The 17,187-nt window shown below is 65.1% G+C and carries 13 protein-coding genes; 6 read left to right on the forward strand and 7 right to left on the reverse strand.

What is annotated here, in order from left to right; translation table 11 throughout:
• Positions 1–279: 279 nt before the first annotated feature.
• Together VB672_RS00545 and VB672_RS00550 are read left to right on the forward strand one after the other, a co-directional pair.
• A complete protein-coding gene (locus VB672_RS00545) occupies positions 280–2,319 on the forward strand; it encodes an elongation factor G (protein WP_329782212.1) in 2,040 nt (679 codons plus the stop codon).
• Between the two features lie 278 nt (positions 2,320–2,597).
• Entirely contained in the window at positions 2,598–4,328 is a 1,731-nt protein-coding gene (locus tag VB672_RS00550) for an AMP-binding protein (RefSeq protein WP_329782213.1), read from the forward strand.
• 278 nt (positions 4,329–4,606) lie between these two features.
• On the opposite strand, the gene VB672_RS00555 is transcribed toward VB672_RS00550, so the two are convergent.
• From VB672_RS00555 to VB672_RS00565, 3 genes are all read right to left on the reverse strand, one after another.
• On the reverse strand, positions 4,607–5,497 hold the full coding sequence (locus VB672_RS00555) for a LysR family transcriptional regulator (RefSeq protein ID WP_329782214.1): 891 nt from the start codon (positions 5,495–5,497) through the stop codon (positions 4,607–4,609).
• A 115-nt stretch (positions 5,498–5,612) separates the two neighbouring features.
• Positions 5,613–6,575 (reverse strand): thioredoxin-disulfide reductase, encoded by a 963-nt coding sequence (trxB, locus tag VB672_RS00560; RefSeq protein WP_329782215.1) that lies wholly within the window; start codon positions 6,573–6,575, stop codon positions 5,613–5,615.
• Positions 6,575–7,588 (reverse strand): mitochondrial fission ELM1 family protein, encoded by a 1,014-nt coding sequence (locus VB672_RS00565; protein WP_329782216.1) that lies wholly within the window; start codon positions 7,586–7,588, stop codon positions 6,575–6,577. The genes trxB and VB672_RS00565 overlap by 1 nt, the downstream gene beginning before the upstream one ends.
• Before the next feature lie 174 nt (positions 7,589–7,762).
• Between VB672_RS00565 and VB672_RS00570 the strand changes: the two genes are divergently transcribed.
• Positions 7,763–8,248, forward strand: a complete 486-nt coding sequence (locus VB672_RS00570) for an Lrp/AsnC family transcriptional regulator (RefSeq protein ID WP_329782217.1) — start codon at positions 7,763–7,765, stop codon at positions 8,246–8,248.
• Between the two features lie 704 nt (positions 8,249–8,952).
• On the opposite strand, the gene VB672_RS00575 is transcribed toward VB672_RS00570, so the two are convergent.
• The 3 genes from VB672_RS00575 to carB all read right to left on the reverse strand — a co-directional run bounded on the left by VB672_RS00575 (position 8,953) and on the right by carB (position 13,542).
• Complete coding sequence (locus VB672_RS00575; protein ID WP_329782218.1) at positions 8,953–9,453, reverse strand: hypothetical protein; 501 nt, start codon at positions 9,451–9,453, stop codon at positions 8,953–8,955.
• 35 nt (positions 9,454–9,488) lie between these two features.
• Positions 9,489–9,965 (reverse strand): transcription elongation factor GreA, encoded by a 477-nt coding sequence (gene greA, locus VB672_RS00580; protein ID WP_329782219.1) that lies wholly within the window; start codon positions 9,963–9,965, stop codon positions 9,489–9,491.
• 106 nt (positions 9,966–10,071) lie between these two features.
• Positions 10,072–13,542, reverse strand: a complete 3,471-nt coding sequence (gene carB, locus VB672_RS00585; protein ID WP_329782220.1) for a carbamoyl-phosphate synthase large subunit — start codon at positions 13,540–13,542, stop codon at positions 10,072–10,074.
• 313 nt (positions 13,543–13,855) lie between these two features.
• Between carB and VB672_RS00590 the strand changes: the two genes are divergently transcribed.
• The 3 genes from VB672_RS00590 to VB672_RS00600 all read left to right on the forward strand — a co-directional run bounded on the left by VB672_RS00590 (position 13,856) and on the right by VB672_RS00600 (position 16,488).
• Positions 13,856–14,641: an SDR family NAD(P)-dependent oxidoreductase gene (locus VB672_RS00590; protein WP_329782221.1), complete on the forward strand. Its 786-nt coding sequence runs from the start codon at positions 13,856–13,858 to the stop codon at positions 14,639–14,641.
• Between the two features lie 31 nt (positions 14,642–14,672).
• Complete coding sequence (locus VB672_RS00595; protein ID WP_329782222.1) at positions 14,673–15,068, forward strand: GtrA family protein; 396 nt, start codon at positions 14,673–14,675, stop codon at positions 15,066–15,068.
• Between the two features lie 184 nt (positions 15,069–15,252).
• Positions 15,253–16,488 (forward strand): MFS transporter, encoded by a 1,236-nt coding sequence (locus VB672_RS00600; protein WP_442931891.1) that lies wholly within the window; start codon positions 15,253–15,255, stop codon positions 16,486–16,488.
• Here VB672_RS00600 and VB672_RS00605 read toward each other — a convergent pair.
• On the reverse strand, positions 16,452–17,174 hold the full coding sequence (locus VB672_RS00605) for a class I SAM-dependent methyltransferase (RefSeq protein WP_329782224.1): 723 nt from the start codon (positions 17,172–17,174) through the stop codon (positions 16,452–16,454). The two genes, VB672_RS00600 and VB672_RS00605, sit on opposite strands and share 37 nt — an antisense overlap.
• Positions 17,175–17,187 lie beyond the last annotated feature (13 nt).

Below are 17,187 nucleotides of genomic sequence, written 5' to 3' on the forward strand. Positions count from 1 at the left end.
GTCATGGCCGGCCTTGTGCCGGCCATCCCGCTTGCTTGCGGCGCGGCGCTTCTCCAATCGGGATCACCGGCACAAGGTCGGTGATGACGTCGCGGGTATCATAACGCGAGAGGGTGCCATGCATGGTCGTGCAGAGCGGCCGAACGCAAGCGCGGCTGCTTTCGCTTGCGCGGGTGCCCCGAAATGACCTCTTGCCAACTCACCACCGGAGGCAGAGCATTCACGGTAACGCGTCCGTGAAGAGCGCGCTGAGAAGTGGGGGCAGGGAGGATACGTCCTATGGCACCCAACGGCAGACTAGGTTCGGGCCCGCGATGCATCGCAATCGTCGGCCCGTTTCAGAGCGGCAAGACCACGCTCCTGGAAGCGATCCTGGAGCGCACCGGAGCGATCTCGCGGGCAGGCCGCGTGTCCAACGGGGACAGCGTCGGCGATGCGAGCGCGGAAGCCCGCGCCCACGCCATGAGCATCGAGCCCAACGTGGCGACGGTCGATTTCCTCGGAGAAAGCATGACCTTCGTGGACTGCCCCGGCTCGACGGAATTCCTGCACGAGATGCGCAACGTCACGCCGGTCTGTGACGCGGCGATCGTCGTCTGCGAGGCGGACGAGCGCAAGATCCCGGCGCTCGAGATCATCCTTCGGGAGCTTGAGGAGGCGGACATCCCGCGCTTCCTCTTCATCAACAAGATCGACACGGCGACCCAGCGCATCCGCGACACCCTGGCGCTGCTGCAGCAGGCCTCGCGCACGCCGCTGCTCCTGCGCCAGATCCCGCTCTGGAAGGACGGCATCGCGGTCGGCTTCATCGATCTCGCGCTCGAGCGCGCCTTCATCTATCGCGAGCATGCGCCGAGCGAGATCGTGGACCTGCCCGAAGGCGAACTGCCGCGGGAGAAAGAAGCGCGCTTCGCCATGCTTGAGCGCCTGGCCGATTACGACGACGCGCTCATGGAGGAGCTGATCTCCGAGATCGAGCCGCCGCGCGACCAGATCTTCGACGATCTCTCGAAGGAGCTGAGGGAGCGGCACGTGGTGCCGGCCCTGATCGGCTCGGCCGAGCGCGGCAACGGCATCACGCGGCTGCTGAAAGCGCTCCGCCACGAGGCGCCCGGCCTGGCGCAGACCCGGGCCCGCCTGGGCCTGTCCGAGGAAGGCGCGCCGCTCGCTCAGGCCATGAAGACCCTGCACATGGGCCAGGGCGGCAAGCTCACGCTGGCCCGCGTCATGCGCGGCACCTTCCGCGAGGGCGACACGGTGGTCGGCTCCCGCGGGGCGGAGGCGCGGATCGGCAGCCTCTCCACGCTTGTGGGCAGCACGATGAACCGCCGAGGGGAGGCCGTGGCCGGCGATACGGTGGGGTTCGGGCGCCTGGAAGGAATCGCGACCGGCGATGCCTTTGCGGCAGGCAAGGCGCGGCCCGAGGCCATCGTGTCGCCCGTGCCGCCCGAGCCCGTCTACGTGCTGGCCCTCAAGGTGAAGGATCGCAAGGACGACGTGCGCCTCTCGAGCGCGCTCGCCAAGATCACCGAGGAGGATCCGTCGCTGGTGGTCGAGAACCGGCCCGAGATGGGCGAGATCCGTCTCCACGGCCAGGGCGAGATGCATCTGCGCGTCGCCGTGGAGAAGCTCGCCTCCCGGTTCCAGGTCGGCGTCGAGACGGCCAAGCCCAGGGTGGCCTATTGCGAGACGATCAAGCTGCCGGCCTCCGCCCGGGGGCGGCACCGCAAGCAGACCGGCGGCCACGGCCAGTTCGGCGACGTGATGATCGAGATCAGGCCGCTGCCGCGCGGAGAGGGGTTCGCGTTCCAGGACCAGATCACCGGCGGCGTGGTGCCGCGCCAGTATATCCCGTCCGTCGAAACCGGCGTCCGGGATGCGCTCAAGAGCGGGCCTCTCGGCTTCCCGGTGGTGGATCTGGCGGTGACGCTCACGGACGGCTCCTACCACACGGTGGATTCCTCGGATGCGGCATTCCAGGCTGCCGCCCGGCTGGCGCTCGCGGAGGCGTTGCCGAAGGCGAAGCCCGTGCTGCTGGAGCCGGTTCTGTCGGTCGAGATCACCATCCCGTCCGAGGCCTTGTCCAAGGCGACGGCCCTGGTGACCGGGCGGCGCGGGCAGATCCTGGGCTACGATGAGCGCCCCGGCTGGTCGGGCTGGCAGGTGCTCAGCGCCACCATCCCCGAATCGGAGATCGGCGATCTCATCGTCGAGCTGCGCTCGGCGACCGCCGGCGTCGGGACCTTCTCGACCCGGTTCGACCACATGGCGGAGCTGAGCGGCCGCCCGGCCGAGATGGTCCTGCAGAAGGCCCATTGAGGAGATCGAGGGGGGAGCATCGGCCGTGCCGACACCCGTTCCCGTCATGGCCGGGCTCGTCCCGGCCATCCCGATGTGGTGAGGCGCGTCGCTCCTCGGATCGGGATCACCGGCACAAGGCCGGTGATGACGGGAGGGGTGAATATTCAGACAGCATCATACGATCGTTCAGCTCTAAACTATTTCCATCGACAAATGGACCGGTCCACGCCAAGTTAAGCTTTGATGGAGACGCCATCTCCCATGAAGTATACCTCGCCGCGAAGCGGAGGATGATGATGAATGCCACGACCCAGGCGCCGGCACCGGCAGGCGCTCAGGATCTTCTGACGACCCGCCCCTGGCTCAGGTCCTACCCCGCGCAGGTTCCCCACACCATCGATGAAGCCGGCATCGGCACGCTCAACGACATGTTCCGCAGGGCCGTGGCCGATTACCCGAACCGGCCCGCGGTCGAGAGCTTCGGCAAGCGGATGACCTATGCGGCGCTCGGGCGCGAGGCCGATGCGGTGGCGTCCTGGCTGCAGGGACAAGGGCTGAGGAAGGGCGACCGGGTGGCGATCATGCTGCCGAACGTGATGGCCTTCCCGGCGATCCTGTTCGGGATCCTGCTGGCCGGCGGCACGGTGGTCAACGTCAACCCGCTCTACACCCCACGGGAGCTGACCTATCAGCTCAAGGATTCCGGCTCGCGGTTCCTGTTCGTGCTCGAAAACTTCGCCGCGACAGTCCAAGAAGCCCTGCCGGATCTGACCTTGGATCGCGTGGTTCTCGTCACGCCGGGCGACCTGCTCGGCCTGAAGGGGGCCATCGTCAACCTGGTCTCGCGCCATGTGAAGAAGGCGGTCAGGCCCTTCAGCCTGCCGCAGGCCGTCGCCTTCAAGTCCGTCGTGGCCGAGGGCGCCAAGCGGAAAGCCCAGGCTGTCGCCATTTCGTCCGACGACATCGCCTTCCTGCAATATACGGGCGGCACGACAGGTATCGCCAAGGGCGCGACCCTGCTCCATCGCAACGTGGCGGCCAACGTGCTCCAGTGCGAAGCTTGGATGCTGCCGTTCTTCGGCGACCGCGAGGATCACGTGATGGTCACGGCCCTGCCGCTCTATCACATCTTTGCCCTCACGGTCTGCGCGCTGCTGATGACGAGGATCGGCGGGTGCCAGCTTCTGATCGCCAATCCGCGCGACGTTCCGGGCTTCGTGAAGACGCTGCAGAAGAGCCGCATCACGCTCATGTCCGGCCTCAACACGCTTTACAATGCGCTCGCCAACGCGCCGGGCATCGAGAAGGTCGATTTCTCGCAGATGGTCTTCGCCGTCTCCGGCGGCATGGCGACCCAGGAGGCCGTGGCGAAGAAGTGGAAGGACGTGACCGGCCAGCCCATCGTCGAGGGCTACGGCCTGTCCGAGACCTCGCCCGTCGTCTGCGCCAACCGGCTCGACATCGAGGAGTTCACCGGCACCATCGGCTATCCGCTGCCGTCGACGGACGTCTCCGTCCGGGCCAACGACGGGACGATGCTTCCGGCCGGCGAGCGGGGAGAGCTCTGCGTGAAGGGACCGCAGGTGATGGCGGGCTACTGGCAGCGTCCGGATGAGACCGCGAAGGTCATGACACCGGACGGGTGGTTCCGCACCGGCGATGTGGCGGTGATCCTACCGGACGGTCAGGTCAAGATCGTCGACCGGATGAAGGACATGGTCCTCGTGTCCGGCTTCAACGTCTACCCGAACGAAGTGGAAGAGGTGATCGTCAAGCATCCAGGCGTGATGGAAGCCGCTGTCATCGGCCTGCCGGACGAACATTCGGGAGAGGTGGTGGTGGCCTATGTGGTCCGGAAGGATCAGGCTCTCAGCGTGGACGAGCTGCGCGAGTTCTGCCGGGAGAACCTGACCGGCTACAAGGTACCGCGCCGGATCGAGTTCCGGGACACCCTGCCGAAAACCAATGTGGGCAAGGTCCTGCGCCGCGCGCTCAAGGAGGAGGTTGAGCAGGGCCAGCCCCGCTGACGGATTCTTCAACCCTGAAAAAGAAAAAAGCCGGGCTCGAAGCCCGGCTAAAGTAGAGGTCCGACAAAAGTCAAAACCTTCCAGAGGGAACGGCCGACACGGCAGCGCCGGGAGGAAGAAAGCGGTGCCGCGTTGAAATCAGCCACAGGTGATATCGGCCGCACGGCGCTCATTTGCAATGCAGCATGCCTCATAAAAGGGCTGCGCCTGGTGCATGGCTTCCGTCATCGGGGAGACAAAATCCCAGCAGCCATCGAGCTTGGCAGAGGATTCGGCGGTTAGAACGTCCAGCGCTGCGCCTTCGAGATCAGGAAATCCCGAAAGGCCTGGACGCGGGCGACCGAGCGCATTTCCTCGGCATACACGAGATAGCTGTCGAGGGACGGCATTTCGACGTCGCGCAGGATCTGGATCAGGTCCGGATTGCCGACCACCGCATAATCCGGCAGCACCGCGATGCCGGCTCCCGTCTCGACCGCCAGCTTCAGGGCCGTGATGTTGTTGACGACGTAGTGGTATTGGCGCGGCTCGCCCCCCTCGCGTCCAGCGGTCGAGAGCCAGTGTACGGCCATGAGATAGGACGGTTGGTCGCCGCCGAACGAGACGATCCGGTGCTCGTCCAAATCCGCCAGGGTCTTGGGCTCGCCGAACCGCTTCAGGTAGTCCGCCGAGGCATAGACGTGGAAGTGCACCGTGAAGAGACGGCGCTGGATCAGGTCGGGCTGCGCGGGACGGCGCAGGCGGATGGCCACGTCGGCCTCGCGCATGGCGAGGTCCAGTTCCTCGTTGGACAGGATCAACTCGACCCGGACATCGGGATAGAGATCCAGGAACTCGGCGATGCGCTGAGCGAGCCAGATCGAGCCGAGGCCGACCGTCGTCGTCACCTTCAGGTCGCCTGAAGGCCGTTCGCTGGTCTCGACAAGGCGCGCCTTGGTGGTTTCCAGCCGCATGCGCATGTCGCGGGCGGCCCTGAACAGCAGGTCGCCCTGCTCGGTGAGGATCAGGCCGCGGGCATGCCGGTGGAAGAGGGGGGCCTTCAATTCTCGTTCGAGAGCGCTGATCTGGCGGCTCACGGCGGATTGGCTCAATCCGAGATCGTCTCCGGCTCGCGTGAAGCTTCCCGCTTCGGCGACCGTATAGAAAATCCGGATTTTATCCCAGTCCACGGCATTCCCCTCATGCCCCACATGCTCCTGACGCAAGGCAATCCTTATCTCTTATGAGCCGCGGGTTCGGCGCAACAGGAAATCGGCCTGAAGCCTAACCAATTGTGAATAAACTCTATTCAGCGGCTTCCTGGGTCGCCTCCACGGCCGCCAGATAGCGCTCCGCGTCCAGAGCCGCCATGCAGCCCATACCTGCCGAGGTGACGGCCTGCCGGTAGATGTCGTCCGTTACGTCTCCAGCTGCGAAGACGCCCGGAATGTTGGTTTCGGTGGAGCCGGGCTTCGTGACCAGATAGCCGCCGGACTTCATGTCGAGCTGACCGGTGAAGAGCTCCGTCGCGGGCTTGTGGCCGATGGCGATGAAGACGCCGTCGGTCTTGAAGTCCGACGTTTCGCCCGAAACGATGTTCTTAAGCCGCACATGGGTGACCGAGGAGGGGTTCTCGCTGCCGCAGATCTCCTCGACGGCCGAGTTCCAGATCACTTCAATCTTGGGGTGCTTGAACAGGCGGTCCTGCAGGATCCGTTCGGCCCGCAGGGAATCCCGGCGATGGACCAGTGTGACTTTGGACGCGAGATTGGCGAGGTAGAGCGCCTCCTCGACGGCGGTATTGCCGCCGCCGACCACCACGACCTCTTTTCCGCGATAGAAGAAGCCGTCGCAGGTCGCACAGGCCGAGACGCCGAAGCCCTGGAACTGGCCTTCGGACGGCAGGCCGAGCCACTTGGCCTGCGCACCGGTGGCGACGATCAGCGCGTCGCAGGTATAGGTCTGGCCGGAATCGCCCTCCAGCCGGAAGGGGCGCTGCTTCAGGTCCACCTTGGTGATGTGGTCGGAGACCATGTGGGTGCCCACATGCTCGGCCTGCATCCGCATCTGCTCCATGAGCCACGGGCCCTGGATCACGTCGGCGAAGCCCGGATAGTTCTCCACGTCCGTGGTGATCATGAGCTGCCCGCCGGGCTGGAAACCGGAGATCATCACAGGTTCGAGCAGGGCGCGCGCCGCGTAGATCGCCGCCGTGTAGCCCGCCGGCCCTGAGCCGATGATGATGAGCTTGGCGTGAGAATGGGCCATCAGGGGGTCTCCAGTGACAAGGCAATATCCGGCAGGCCAAGAGCGCGGCGGTGGCGGCTCAAACCCTCGGCTATGGCCTCCGCGACCTTGGGTGTTGAATTTAGTGGTTCATAGGGCCGTCCTTCAAGACGACCCTCGAAGGGATGCACAACTCCATGGGCTTTAAGGGCCTGCATGTAAACATCCAGTTTCGGATGGCCCCCTGAGGGCTCGAACACCAGAATCGGCCGGCCGGTCACGGCGGCCTCGCCGATCATGTTGAAGGAATCCGCTGTCGCGACGACGAAATCCGCCAGGGCGAGAAGGCCCACATAGGGGTTCTCGCCTTCGCCATCCCAAAAAAAACCCCCGTGCTCTGCGGCAAGGCCCCTCAGAGCCTCTCGCAGGGCCGGCGGCGTGCGGCGCGAGGCCGTGACCATCAGACCGGCTCCGGTCTCGGCCACGGCCGTCAGATGCTGGACGAAGCGGGAAACGTCCCTGTCGGTGAATCGATGATGACGGCTGTCGCCACCGGCCAGCACGGCGACGCGCGGATGGGAGAGATGGACCAGACGCGGATCGGGATGGGACCGCGCCTCCTCGATCCGCTTGGCCGAGACCCGGTGGGGCGGGGTCAGGGTGTTGAGAACGTTCGGCCCCCGCAGACGGTCGTAGCTCGGAGACCAGATGAAGTCGGCCGTCTCCGGACCGGTACGGGGATCCTTGAGGAAGACCGTATAAGCTCGCCCGCCGGTCGCCCGCTTCACGTGGCGGAGATAGGCCACCGCCCGGCGGCCAGAAGCGACGAGAAGGTCGGGAAAGGGGGGCGCTAGGGGACTGTTCGGGGAGCCAGGCCGCTCGCGAGGGTCGATGGGTCCCCAGGGCATGACCCAGCTGAAGGGAGGCTTCGGCTTGATCCGGCGGATCTCCGCGGCGAGGCCGAGGGCTTCGGTCACGCTCAGGGCCTGCAGCTCGTCCCCGACCTTGCCATCGGTCAGCACCCAGGTAATAAGGCCGGTATCCTTGCGCAACATTCGATCAACGAGCCTGTGGAGTTCATGAAGTTCGTTGCGACTTAATCGCCGGTCCTTCTTGTGCAGACCCTCTACACGGTCTACTCAGCCAAGACGAGATTTTTTGACCAGATGCCGCATGATCAGGGCGACCGGTCGGTTCCCATTGCCTGATCCTGCCTGAGCGGAGTTACCGTGCGCGGACGCCTCGATTCCATCGACTGGGCCATCCTGAAAGAACTGCAGGCCGACGGCAGCATCACCAATGTGGAGCTCGCCCGTCGGGTCGGCTTGTCGGCCCCGCCATGCCTGCGTCGGGTGCGGGCGCTGGAAAGCGCCGGGATCATCAAGGCCTATAGGGCCATTCTCGATCCGAAGAATCTCGGCTTCGAGATCGTCTGCTTCGCCATGGTGCAGCTCGACATCCAGGGCAAGAAGGAGCTGCAGGAATTCGAGCAGCGGGTAAAGGATTGGTCCATGGTCCGCGAGTGCTGGACCCTCTCGGGCGATATCGACTTCATCCTGAAATGCGTGGCCCCGAATCTCGCCTCCTTCCAAGGCCTCGTGTCCGAGCTCACCTCCCTGCCGAACGTGCGCAACGTCCGCACGGCGCTCACCCTCGACCTGATCAAGGACGAGCCGCTGGTGCCGATCGAGGATGTCGTAGAAGCCGAGGGCTGAGGCTGTCTGCGTCCACCCGCCGATCGGAGCCCGGTCCGCAGCGGCCATGACAGGTGTGGATGCTGATTTCATCTGCTGCGTGTGTGATGTCACAGGGCAATCCCTTGGAGCCAGCACCTTGGGGCCCGCAGCTTACGCTGCGAGCCTTGCGGTGGATCGAGGGTGGCGCGAGAGGCGGCCCGGCTCGATGCTGATGGTGGGAGATGGAAGAGCCGGACGGCACCTCGCGCACGGTTCTTTTCAGGCGGACCAGCTGGGACGACACCCAAGGTCGGCCTCCTGCGCTCCCAGGCGTGCGAGGCCTGCCGCAGGACCGTGCCGGCTCCCGTCACTGCGACGCCTCGCGAGCGCGCCCCTCGCAGGAACCGATCTGCACAAGAGTATAGCTCAGATGCAACCCTGTGTCAAGAACAAAGTGAGAACATAGCGTTGCATCACAGCAGTGCCACCCCGCTCCCACCCTCCCCGTCATCACCGGCCTTGTGCCGGTGATCCCGCTCGGAAAAGCGCGATGCTTCATAGGATCGGGATGGCCGGGACTGATCCCCGGATCAAGTCCGGGGACGACCATGACGAGGAGATTATGAGCCCGGTTGGAGCCGCCACGAGGCAACCTCGTGAACCCCGTCCTGGTCCCCCGAGCCGCTTGGTTGGTACCTGCGCTGTCTCTCCCGAGAGGCGAGCGACAGGAAAGCGCGTGCGGATCAGATCTGCCGCCTGAGCCAGCGCACGTAATGCTGTGCCACTGCTACGGCGCGGCCCTGCTCGTTCGGGGTCAGGGTGCTGGTGTTCACGTCGCGCACCGCCAGCATCGGATGGCTGGCCAGGACCTCGCCCCTGCGGCCGACGGCTAGGGCCTCGCCCTCCACGGAGTCGTGCCCGCTGCCGCCGCCCCGGCCCTTGTATCCGATCCCGCCGTCAGGCGACGTCGTGAGAAAGATGCTCGTCAGGCGCAGGACGAGACGCGGACCTCGCGGGTCGATCCGGTCGGCAAAGGAGCGCTGCAATTCGTCGAACGCGGCGGCACCGACGAGGTCGGCAAAGGGGCCGAGGCCCTTGTCCTTGAGGACGCTCACATCGACCGAGAAGGACGAGAAGGCCTGCGGGAAGCTCTGGGCGCCGGCAGGCATGGCGAAGCCTGCGCCGGCGAGACCGGCACAGGCAAAGGCTTTCAGGAGGGAGCGGCGGGAGTAAAGGGACATCATCGGATTGCTCATCGTTTCTGCCCCCTCGTTACCAATCAGGCGCTGAACTGGACGCCGACGACCTCGTAGGACTTGCCGCCCCCGGGGGTCGACACCTCCACCGTGTCGCCGATGGTCTTGCCCATCAGGGCGCGGGCGATGGGGGAGGCCACCGAAACCCGGCCCGAGCGGACATCCGCTTCGGGCTCCCCGACGATCTGGTAGGTTTTCTCTTCCTCGGTGTCCTCGTCAACGAGCTTCACCGTGGCGCCGAACTTGATCCGGTCACCGGAGAGCTTCGCAATATCGATGACTTCGGCGCGCGAGATCAGGCTTTCGAGCTCAAGGATCCGGCCTTCGTTGAGGGATTGGGCTTCCTTGGCGGCATGGTATTCGGCGTTTTCCGACAGGTCGCCAAGCGCGCGGGCTTCCGCGATCGCCTGGATGATCCGGGGGCGTTCCACCTGCTGCCGGTGCTTGAGTTCTTCCTCGAGCGCCGCAAAACCCTTGATCGTCAGAGGGACCTTGTCCATCGTTTGTCTCGTCCAAAAAGAGGTACGAGGCCGCTGTCGCCAGCGCCCTCGCATGTCAACGAAAACTTACCAGAAGCTTCGCAGTTCCAATGTGAGGCCGGATGCCTCAGGCAAAGTATTCCTGAAGTGCCCGGACTTCGAGATCGCCGCTGAGGTATGCTTTGATGCCCTCGGCTGCGGCGACCGCTCCTGCAAGAGTGGTGTAGTAAGGTATCTTATGCAAGAGGGCAGCTTGTCGTAGTGAACGGGAATCCGAGAGGGCACCCGCTCCTTCGGTGGTATTGAAGACGAGCTGGATATCGCCGTTCTTCATGGCGTCGACCACGTGGGGGCGGCCTTCCAGGACCTTGTTGATCCGCTTGGCCTTCACACCCTGCGCTTCAAGGAACTTCTGGGTTCCGGCCGTCGCCAGAACCTGGAATCCGACCTCTTCCAGCATCCGTACGGCCGGCAGAATGCGCTCCTTGTCGGAGTCGCGCACGGAGACGAACAGGGTTCCGGTCTTGGGAAGCTGGCTGCCGGCGCCGAGCTGGCTCTTGGCGAAGGCGACGCCGAAGCTGCGGTCGAGACCGATGACCTCGCCCGTCGATCGCATCTCAGGGCCGAGCAGGACGTCGACGCCTGGGAAGCGGTTGAAGGGGAACACGGCCTCCTTCACGCCGATATGCGGCAGCTCCTTCGGGGTCAGGCCGAACTTGGCCAGGCTCTCGCCCGCCATGATTCGGGCGGCGATCTTGGCGATGGGCTCGCCGATGACCTTGGCCACGAAGGGCACGGTGCGGGACGCGCGAGGGTTCACCTCCAGCACGTAGATCGTGCCGTCCTTGATGGCGTATTGCACGTTCATCAGGCCGCCGACCTCGAGCGCGAGGGCAAGAGCCCTCGTCTGACGCTCCAGTTCGGCGATGATCTCCGGCGAGAGCGACCGCGGCGGCAGCGAGCAGGCGGAATCGCCCGAATGGATGCCGGCCTCCTCGATATGCTCCATGATGCCGGCGATGAAGCTGTCCCGGCCGTCGCACAGGCAATCCACGTCCACCTCGATCGCGTCCGAGAGGTAGCGGTCGAAGAGCAGCGGGTTCTTGCCCAGGACCGTGTTGATCTGGCCCGTCTTGTCGTTGGGGTAGCGAGCCTTGATGTCGGAGGGGATCAGGCTCGGCAGGGTGCCGAGCAGGTAGTCCTCGAACTGGGCCTCGTCGCGGATGATCGCCATGGCCCGGCCACCGAGCACGTAGGACGGGCGCACCACGAAGGGCAGGCCGAGATCGGCCGCGATGAGGCGCGCCTGTTCCACCGAATAGGCAATGCCGTTCTTCGGCTGCTTCAGGTGCAGCTTGTCGAGCAGGCGCTTGAACCGGTCCCGATCCTCGGCGAGATCGATGGCGTCCGGCGAGGTGCCGAGGATCGGCACGTCGGCCTCCTCCAGGGCGCGGGCGAGCTTGAGCGGGGTCTGGCCGCCGAACTGCACGATGACGCCATGGAGCGCGCCTTTGGAGCGCTCGGTCTCGATGATCTCCAGCACGTCCTCCTGCGTCAGCGGCTCGAAATAGAGCCGGTCGGAGGTGTCGTAGTCGGTCGAGACCGTCTCCGGGTTGCAGTTGATCATGATGGTTTCATAGCCCGCGTCCTTGAGCGCGAAGCAGGCATGGCAGCAGCAATAATCGAACTCGATGCCCTGGCCGATGCGGTTCGGACCGCCGCCGAGAATGATGACCTTCTTGGCCCCGGACGGATTGGATTCGTCCGCGGGTTTGCCCGCGAAGGGAGCCGCATAGGTCGAGTACATGTAGGCGGTGGGGGAGGCGAACTCCGCCGCGCAGGTGTCGATGCGCTTGTAGACCGGACGCACGGAAAGCGAGCGGCGCAACTCGCGGACTTCCGCTTCGGACTTGTGGGCCAGTACGGCGAGGCGCGAATCCGAGAAGCCGAGGGCCTTCAACTGACGGAAGGCGCCGGGCGTCTGCGGCAGACCGTGAGCCTTCACCTTGGCCTCCATGTCGACGATGGCCTGAAGCTGCTCCAGGAACCAGCGGTCGATCTTGCAGGAGGCATAGACCTCGTCATGGCTGATGCCGAGGCGCAGGGCTTGGGCGACCTTCAGAATCCGGTCGGGAGTCGGCGTGCCGATAGCCGCCTTGATGGCGTTCTTGTCGTCGCCCTTGCCGAGGCCTTCGATCTCGATCTCGTCGAGGCCCGTGAGGCCGGTCTCAAGCGAGCGCAAGGCCTTCTGCAGCGATTCCGGGAAGGAGCGGCCGATGGCCATGGCCTCGCCTACGGACTTCATGGCGGTGGTCAGCGTCGGCTCGGCGCCGGGGAACTTCTCGAAGGCGAAGCGCGGGATCTTGGTGACCACGTAGTCGATGGTGGGCTCGAAGGAGGCGGGCGTCGCGCCGCCTGTGATGTCGTTGGCGATCTCGTCCAGGGTATAGCCGACGGCGAGCTTCGCCGCGACCTTGGCGATGGGAAAGCCCGTGGCCTTGGAGGCCAGCGCCGAGGAGCGCGATACGCGCGGGTTCATCTCGATCACGATCATGCGCCCGTTTTCCGGGTTGATCGCGAATTGCACGTTCGACCCGCCGGTCTCGACGCCGATCTCGCGCAGCACCGCCAGGGAGGCGTCGCGCATGATCTGGTATTCCTTGTCGGTGAGCGTCAGGGCCGGGGCCACGGTGATCGAGTCGCCGGTGTGCACGCCCATCGGATCGAAGTTCTCGATGGAGCAGATGATGATGCAGTTGTCCGCCTTGTCGCGGACGACCTCCATCTCGTACTCCTTCCAGCCGAGCACGCTCTCCTCGATCAGCACCTCGTTGGTGGGCGAGGCGTCGAGGCCCCGCTCCACGATGTCGAGGAACTCCTCGCGGTTGTAGGCGATGCCGCCGCCGGTGCCGCCCATGGTGAAGGAGGGGCGGATGATGGCCGGCAGGCCCACCTCGGACAGCGCGATCAGGGCCTCGCCCATGGCGTGTTCCTGGTAGCGCTTGCGCCGGTCGTTCTCGCCCGCGTCCCACTTGAGCTTGTAGCTGGCGATCACGCGCTTCTTGTCGCCCGGATGCATGTCGAGGGCTTCCAGGCGAGCCAGTTCGGCCAGATAGGCATCGCGGTCGGCCTTCTTGAGGGCCGAGGCGTTGGCAAGGCGCGATTTCGGGGTGTCGAGGCCGATCTTGGTCATGGCCTCGCGGAAGAGCTGCCGGTCCTCGGCCTTGTCGATGGCTTCCGCCGTGGCTCCGATCATCTCGACGTTGAACTTGTCGAGCACGCCCATCTTCTTCAGGGACAGGGCGCAGTTCAGCGCCGTCTGGCCGCCCATGGTGGGCAGGATCGCGTCCGGGCGCTCCTTCTCGATGATCTTGGCGACGATCTCGGGGGTGATCGGCTCCACGTAGGTGGCGTCCGCGAGATCGGGATCGGTCATGATCGTCGCGGGATTCGAATTCACCAGGACGATGCGGTAGCCTTCCTCCTTGAGGGCCTTCACGGCCTGGGTGCCCGAATAATCGAACTCCACGGCCTGACCGATGATGATCGGCCCTGCGCCGACGATGAGAATGGAGGAGATGTCTGTCCGCTTCGGCATTGGGCCACCCAGGCGTGTCCAGCCGCGCGGCCGTAAAGCTACGGCGCTTCGAGCGCAGCCGGGATGTGATCGGATTGTAGGTTGAGAGAGGCTCTTACACGGACCTTACGCAAATTCAAAGGCCTTAGAGCATCGGACCCAAAAGTGGGTCCACTTTTGGGTCCGATGCTCCAACTCATGGCTGGCGCATCGTTCTTCGCGGAAAACCGGATCCACTTTTCCGCACGATGCGCCAGCCATGATTTAGACAGCAAAGGGTCATGCGGTACGATCCCCGCGTGTCACTATGGAAGGGAGTTGGGACAGGATGGCCATGACCGAGGAGCTTCGCTGGACGTTGGTGACGGGGGCGTCCAGCGGGATCGGCGCGGAACTGGCCCGGACCTTCGCGGCGCGCGGATATCCCCTCGTCCTGACGGCCCGGCGGCATGAGCGGCTCGAGGCGCTGGGCGCCGAGATCCGCCGAACCCATGGCGTGCCGATCGAGATCATGGCAGTCGACCTCGAGGACAGGGAGGCGCCGCGGGATCTGCACGAGATGCTCCAGGAGCGGGGAATCGCCGTTCACACCCTGGTCAACAATGCCGGGTTCGGACTGCGAGGGTATTTCGCGTCCCTGCCGCACGAGAAGCAGCTCGCCATGATCGACCTCAACGTTATGGCGCTCACCTCCCTCAGCCGCCTCATGCTGCCGGGCATGATCGAGCGCAGGCGGGGAGGGATCCTGAACGTCGCCTCCCTGGCGGCCTTCCAGGCCGGGCCCTACATGGCCGTCTATTACGCGACGAAGGCCTTCGTCCTGTCCCTGTCCGAGGCCCTGCACGACGAGGCCAAGCCGCACGGGGTGACGGTCACCGCCCTGTGTCCGGGACCGACCGAGAGCGAGTTCTCCGAGACGGCCGGCTTGAAGGATTCTCGTCTCTTCCAGGCGGGCGTCATGTCCTCGGCGGAGGTCGCCCGCGTCGGGGTGGACGGCTACGAGGCCGGGCGGGCCATCGTCATTCCCGGCGCCAGGAACCGATTCGGGGCCGCTGGCTCGAAATTCGCACCCCGTTTCCTGTCCCGCAGGATCGCCGGGCTTCTGCAGGGAATGAGGTGACGGGTCCGTGGGAAGCAGCTATCGAGGAGGCGTGACCGCATCCCGTCCCTTTCATCGCCTGATCCGTCAGTTCACCGCCTTCTTCGGAGTGGGACTTGCGGCCGCCGTAGCCCATTACGGGCTCCTCGTCGCCCTCGTGGAGGGTGGCGGTATCCACCCGGTTCCGGCCACGCTGGCCGGCTACGTGGCGGGAGGGCTCATATCCTACCTGCTCAACCGCAAGCATACCTACGAGAGCGACCGGCCCCATCGCGAAGCCACGTGGCGCTTTGCCCTCGTGGCCCTCGTCGGCTTCCTCGTGACCTGGTTTTTGATGCACGCCTTCACGGTTTGGCTCGACGGACCCTACCTGCCGTCGCAGATCATCACGACCGGTGTGGTCATGCTGTGGAGCTTCATGGCGCATAAAAAGTGGACATTTGCATAAGTCTTCGGCCGCTTTGAACGGCATCGGCCATGTTCCAGTCTTCCAGTGCAGCCCTGGCCTGCGTTCCGGCAGGTCCCGCGAATCTTATTGCGATGCAATATGGACGTCATCGGAGCTGTCTGACGGCCTCCGTCGCTTCATCCATCACCGCACCGACCGACACGCTGGGGGCTTCATGTCCGATATGGCCTTGACCGAGGAAGCCTGTCCGGCGCGGGACAAGGCTCCCGCCGTTCCGCATTCCCGCCTGGCCGTCGCCCTGATCGAGCTGGCGCTCGCAGTCGGCAGCTTCGGCATCGGCACTGGCGAGTTCGCCATCATGGGGCTCCTGCCCAACGTCGCTCAGGAATTCAACGTCACGACGCCCGAGGCCGGCTACGCGATCAGCGCCTATGCCCTCGGGGTCGTGGTCGGTGCTCCCATCATCGCCGTGATGGCAGCCAAGCTTGCGCGTCAGACGCTGCTCCTTCTGCTGATGGCCATCTTCGCCGTCGGCAATGCCGTCAGTGCCGTCGCGCCGACCTTCGAATCGTTCGTGCTCCTGCGCTTTCTCACCGGTCTGCCGCACGGCGCGTATTTCGGCGTGGCCGCCCTTGTGGCGGCCTCCCTGGTTCCGCCGAGCAAGCGCACCCAGGCGGTGGCCCGTGTCATGATGGGCCTGACGGTGGCGACCCTGCTCGGCACGCCCGTCGCCACCTGGTTCGGGCAGATCCTGACTTGGCGCATCGCCTTCGGGGCCGTCGGCTTCATGGGAGCCCTGACCGTGCTGCTGATCTGGCTCTTCCTGCCGAAGGACAAGGTCCAGGAAGGGGCGAGCCCGATGCGGGAACTCGGAGCCTTCACGCGCAAGCAGGTCTGGTTCACCCTCGGCATCGGCGCCGTGGGCTTCGGCGGCCTGTTCTCGGTCTTCTCCTACATCGCATCGACGGCAACCGAGGTGGCAGGGATGCCCGAGAGCGCCGTACCGGTGATGATGGCCCTGTTCGGCTCCGGCATGATCGTCGGCAATCTGGTCGGGGCCTGGTTTGCCGACCGGAACCTGATGGCCACCATCGGCGGCGTGCTCGCCTCCAGCGCGGTGGTCATGACCGTGCTCTGGCTGACGGCGGAGAACCCCTACATGCTCTCGGCCTGCGTCTTCCTCGTCGGCTGCAGCGTCGCCATCGGACCCGCGCTCCAGACCCGCCTGATGGACGTGGCGGCCGATGCGCAGACCCTGGCGGCCGCCCTCAACCATTCGGCCTTCAACATCGCCAATGCGCTCGGCGCCTGGCTCGGCGGTCTGGCGATCGCGGCAGGCTACGGCTTTGCCTCGACGGGTTGGGTCGGCGCGGCTCTGGCCGTCGCGGGCCTTGCTGTGTTCGGGTTGTCCTTGGCGAGCGATCAGCGCTCGGCGAAGTCGTCCGTATCGCGGGCCTGAGCCGGTCGCGCCACAAAGGTCATGCGAGCTTGGTTGTGTCCGAGGTTCCGCTCGGACCGCCTGGGCTCGAATCCGGCATCTTCGAGGAGATCCAGGATTTCCTCCTCGCTGTACTGCGCCAGGCCGACCTCCTCGCGGATCCTGCGGTATTCCGAGAAGGCCGTGCGGGCGAGGCCGCTGACGGCCGATCGCAGGAAGCCACCCTGCCAGGCAAAGGAGATCAGCGCCTTCGCGTCCGTGAGGGGGCTGAGATCAGGTGGGAGAACGTCCCCCAGGACTAGCGTGCCGTCGGCCTTCAGCTTTTCGTGCATGAGCTTCAGCAAGGCGCGGAACTCGTCGAGGGAGAGATACTGGACGAGCGAGTTCACCACGATCAGATCGAGCGACGCATCCGCAAGGTCGGTGACATTGTCGGTCGACAGGATGGTGATGCGCCCGTTGTCCTGAAATCGCTCATTCAGGCGCTCCCGCACCAGCGGTGCGGCATCGCTCAAGTATAGCTGTCTGCATTTGGCCGCGACCTTGTCGGCGAACAGCGCCTCGCCGCAGCCGTAATCCAACACGACCGCCTCAGGGGAGGGGATGAGGCCGATGATATCGTTGGCAATCAGGCGGTAATGCAGCAGCTTGTGCCGCTCGCTCGTATAGATCGGCGTGTCCTGATTCCAGTAGTCGCGCCAGTTCATCGGAAAGGGTCTC

The sequence above is a fragment of the Microvirga sp. CF3016 genome (genome assembly GCF_036314085.1).
Lineage (GTDB): Bacteria > Pseudomonadota > Alphaproteobacteria > Rhizobiales > Beijerinckiaceae > Microvirga.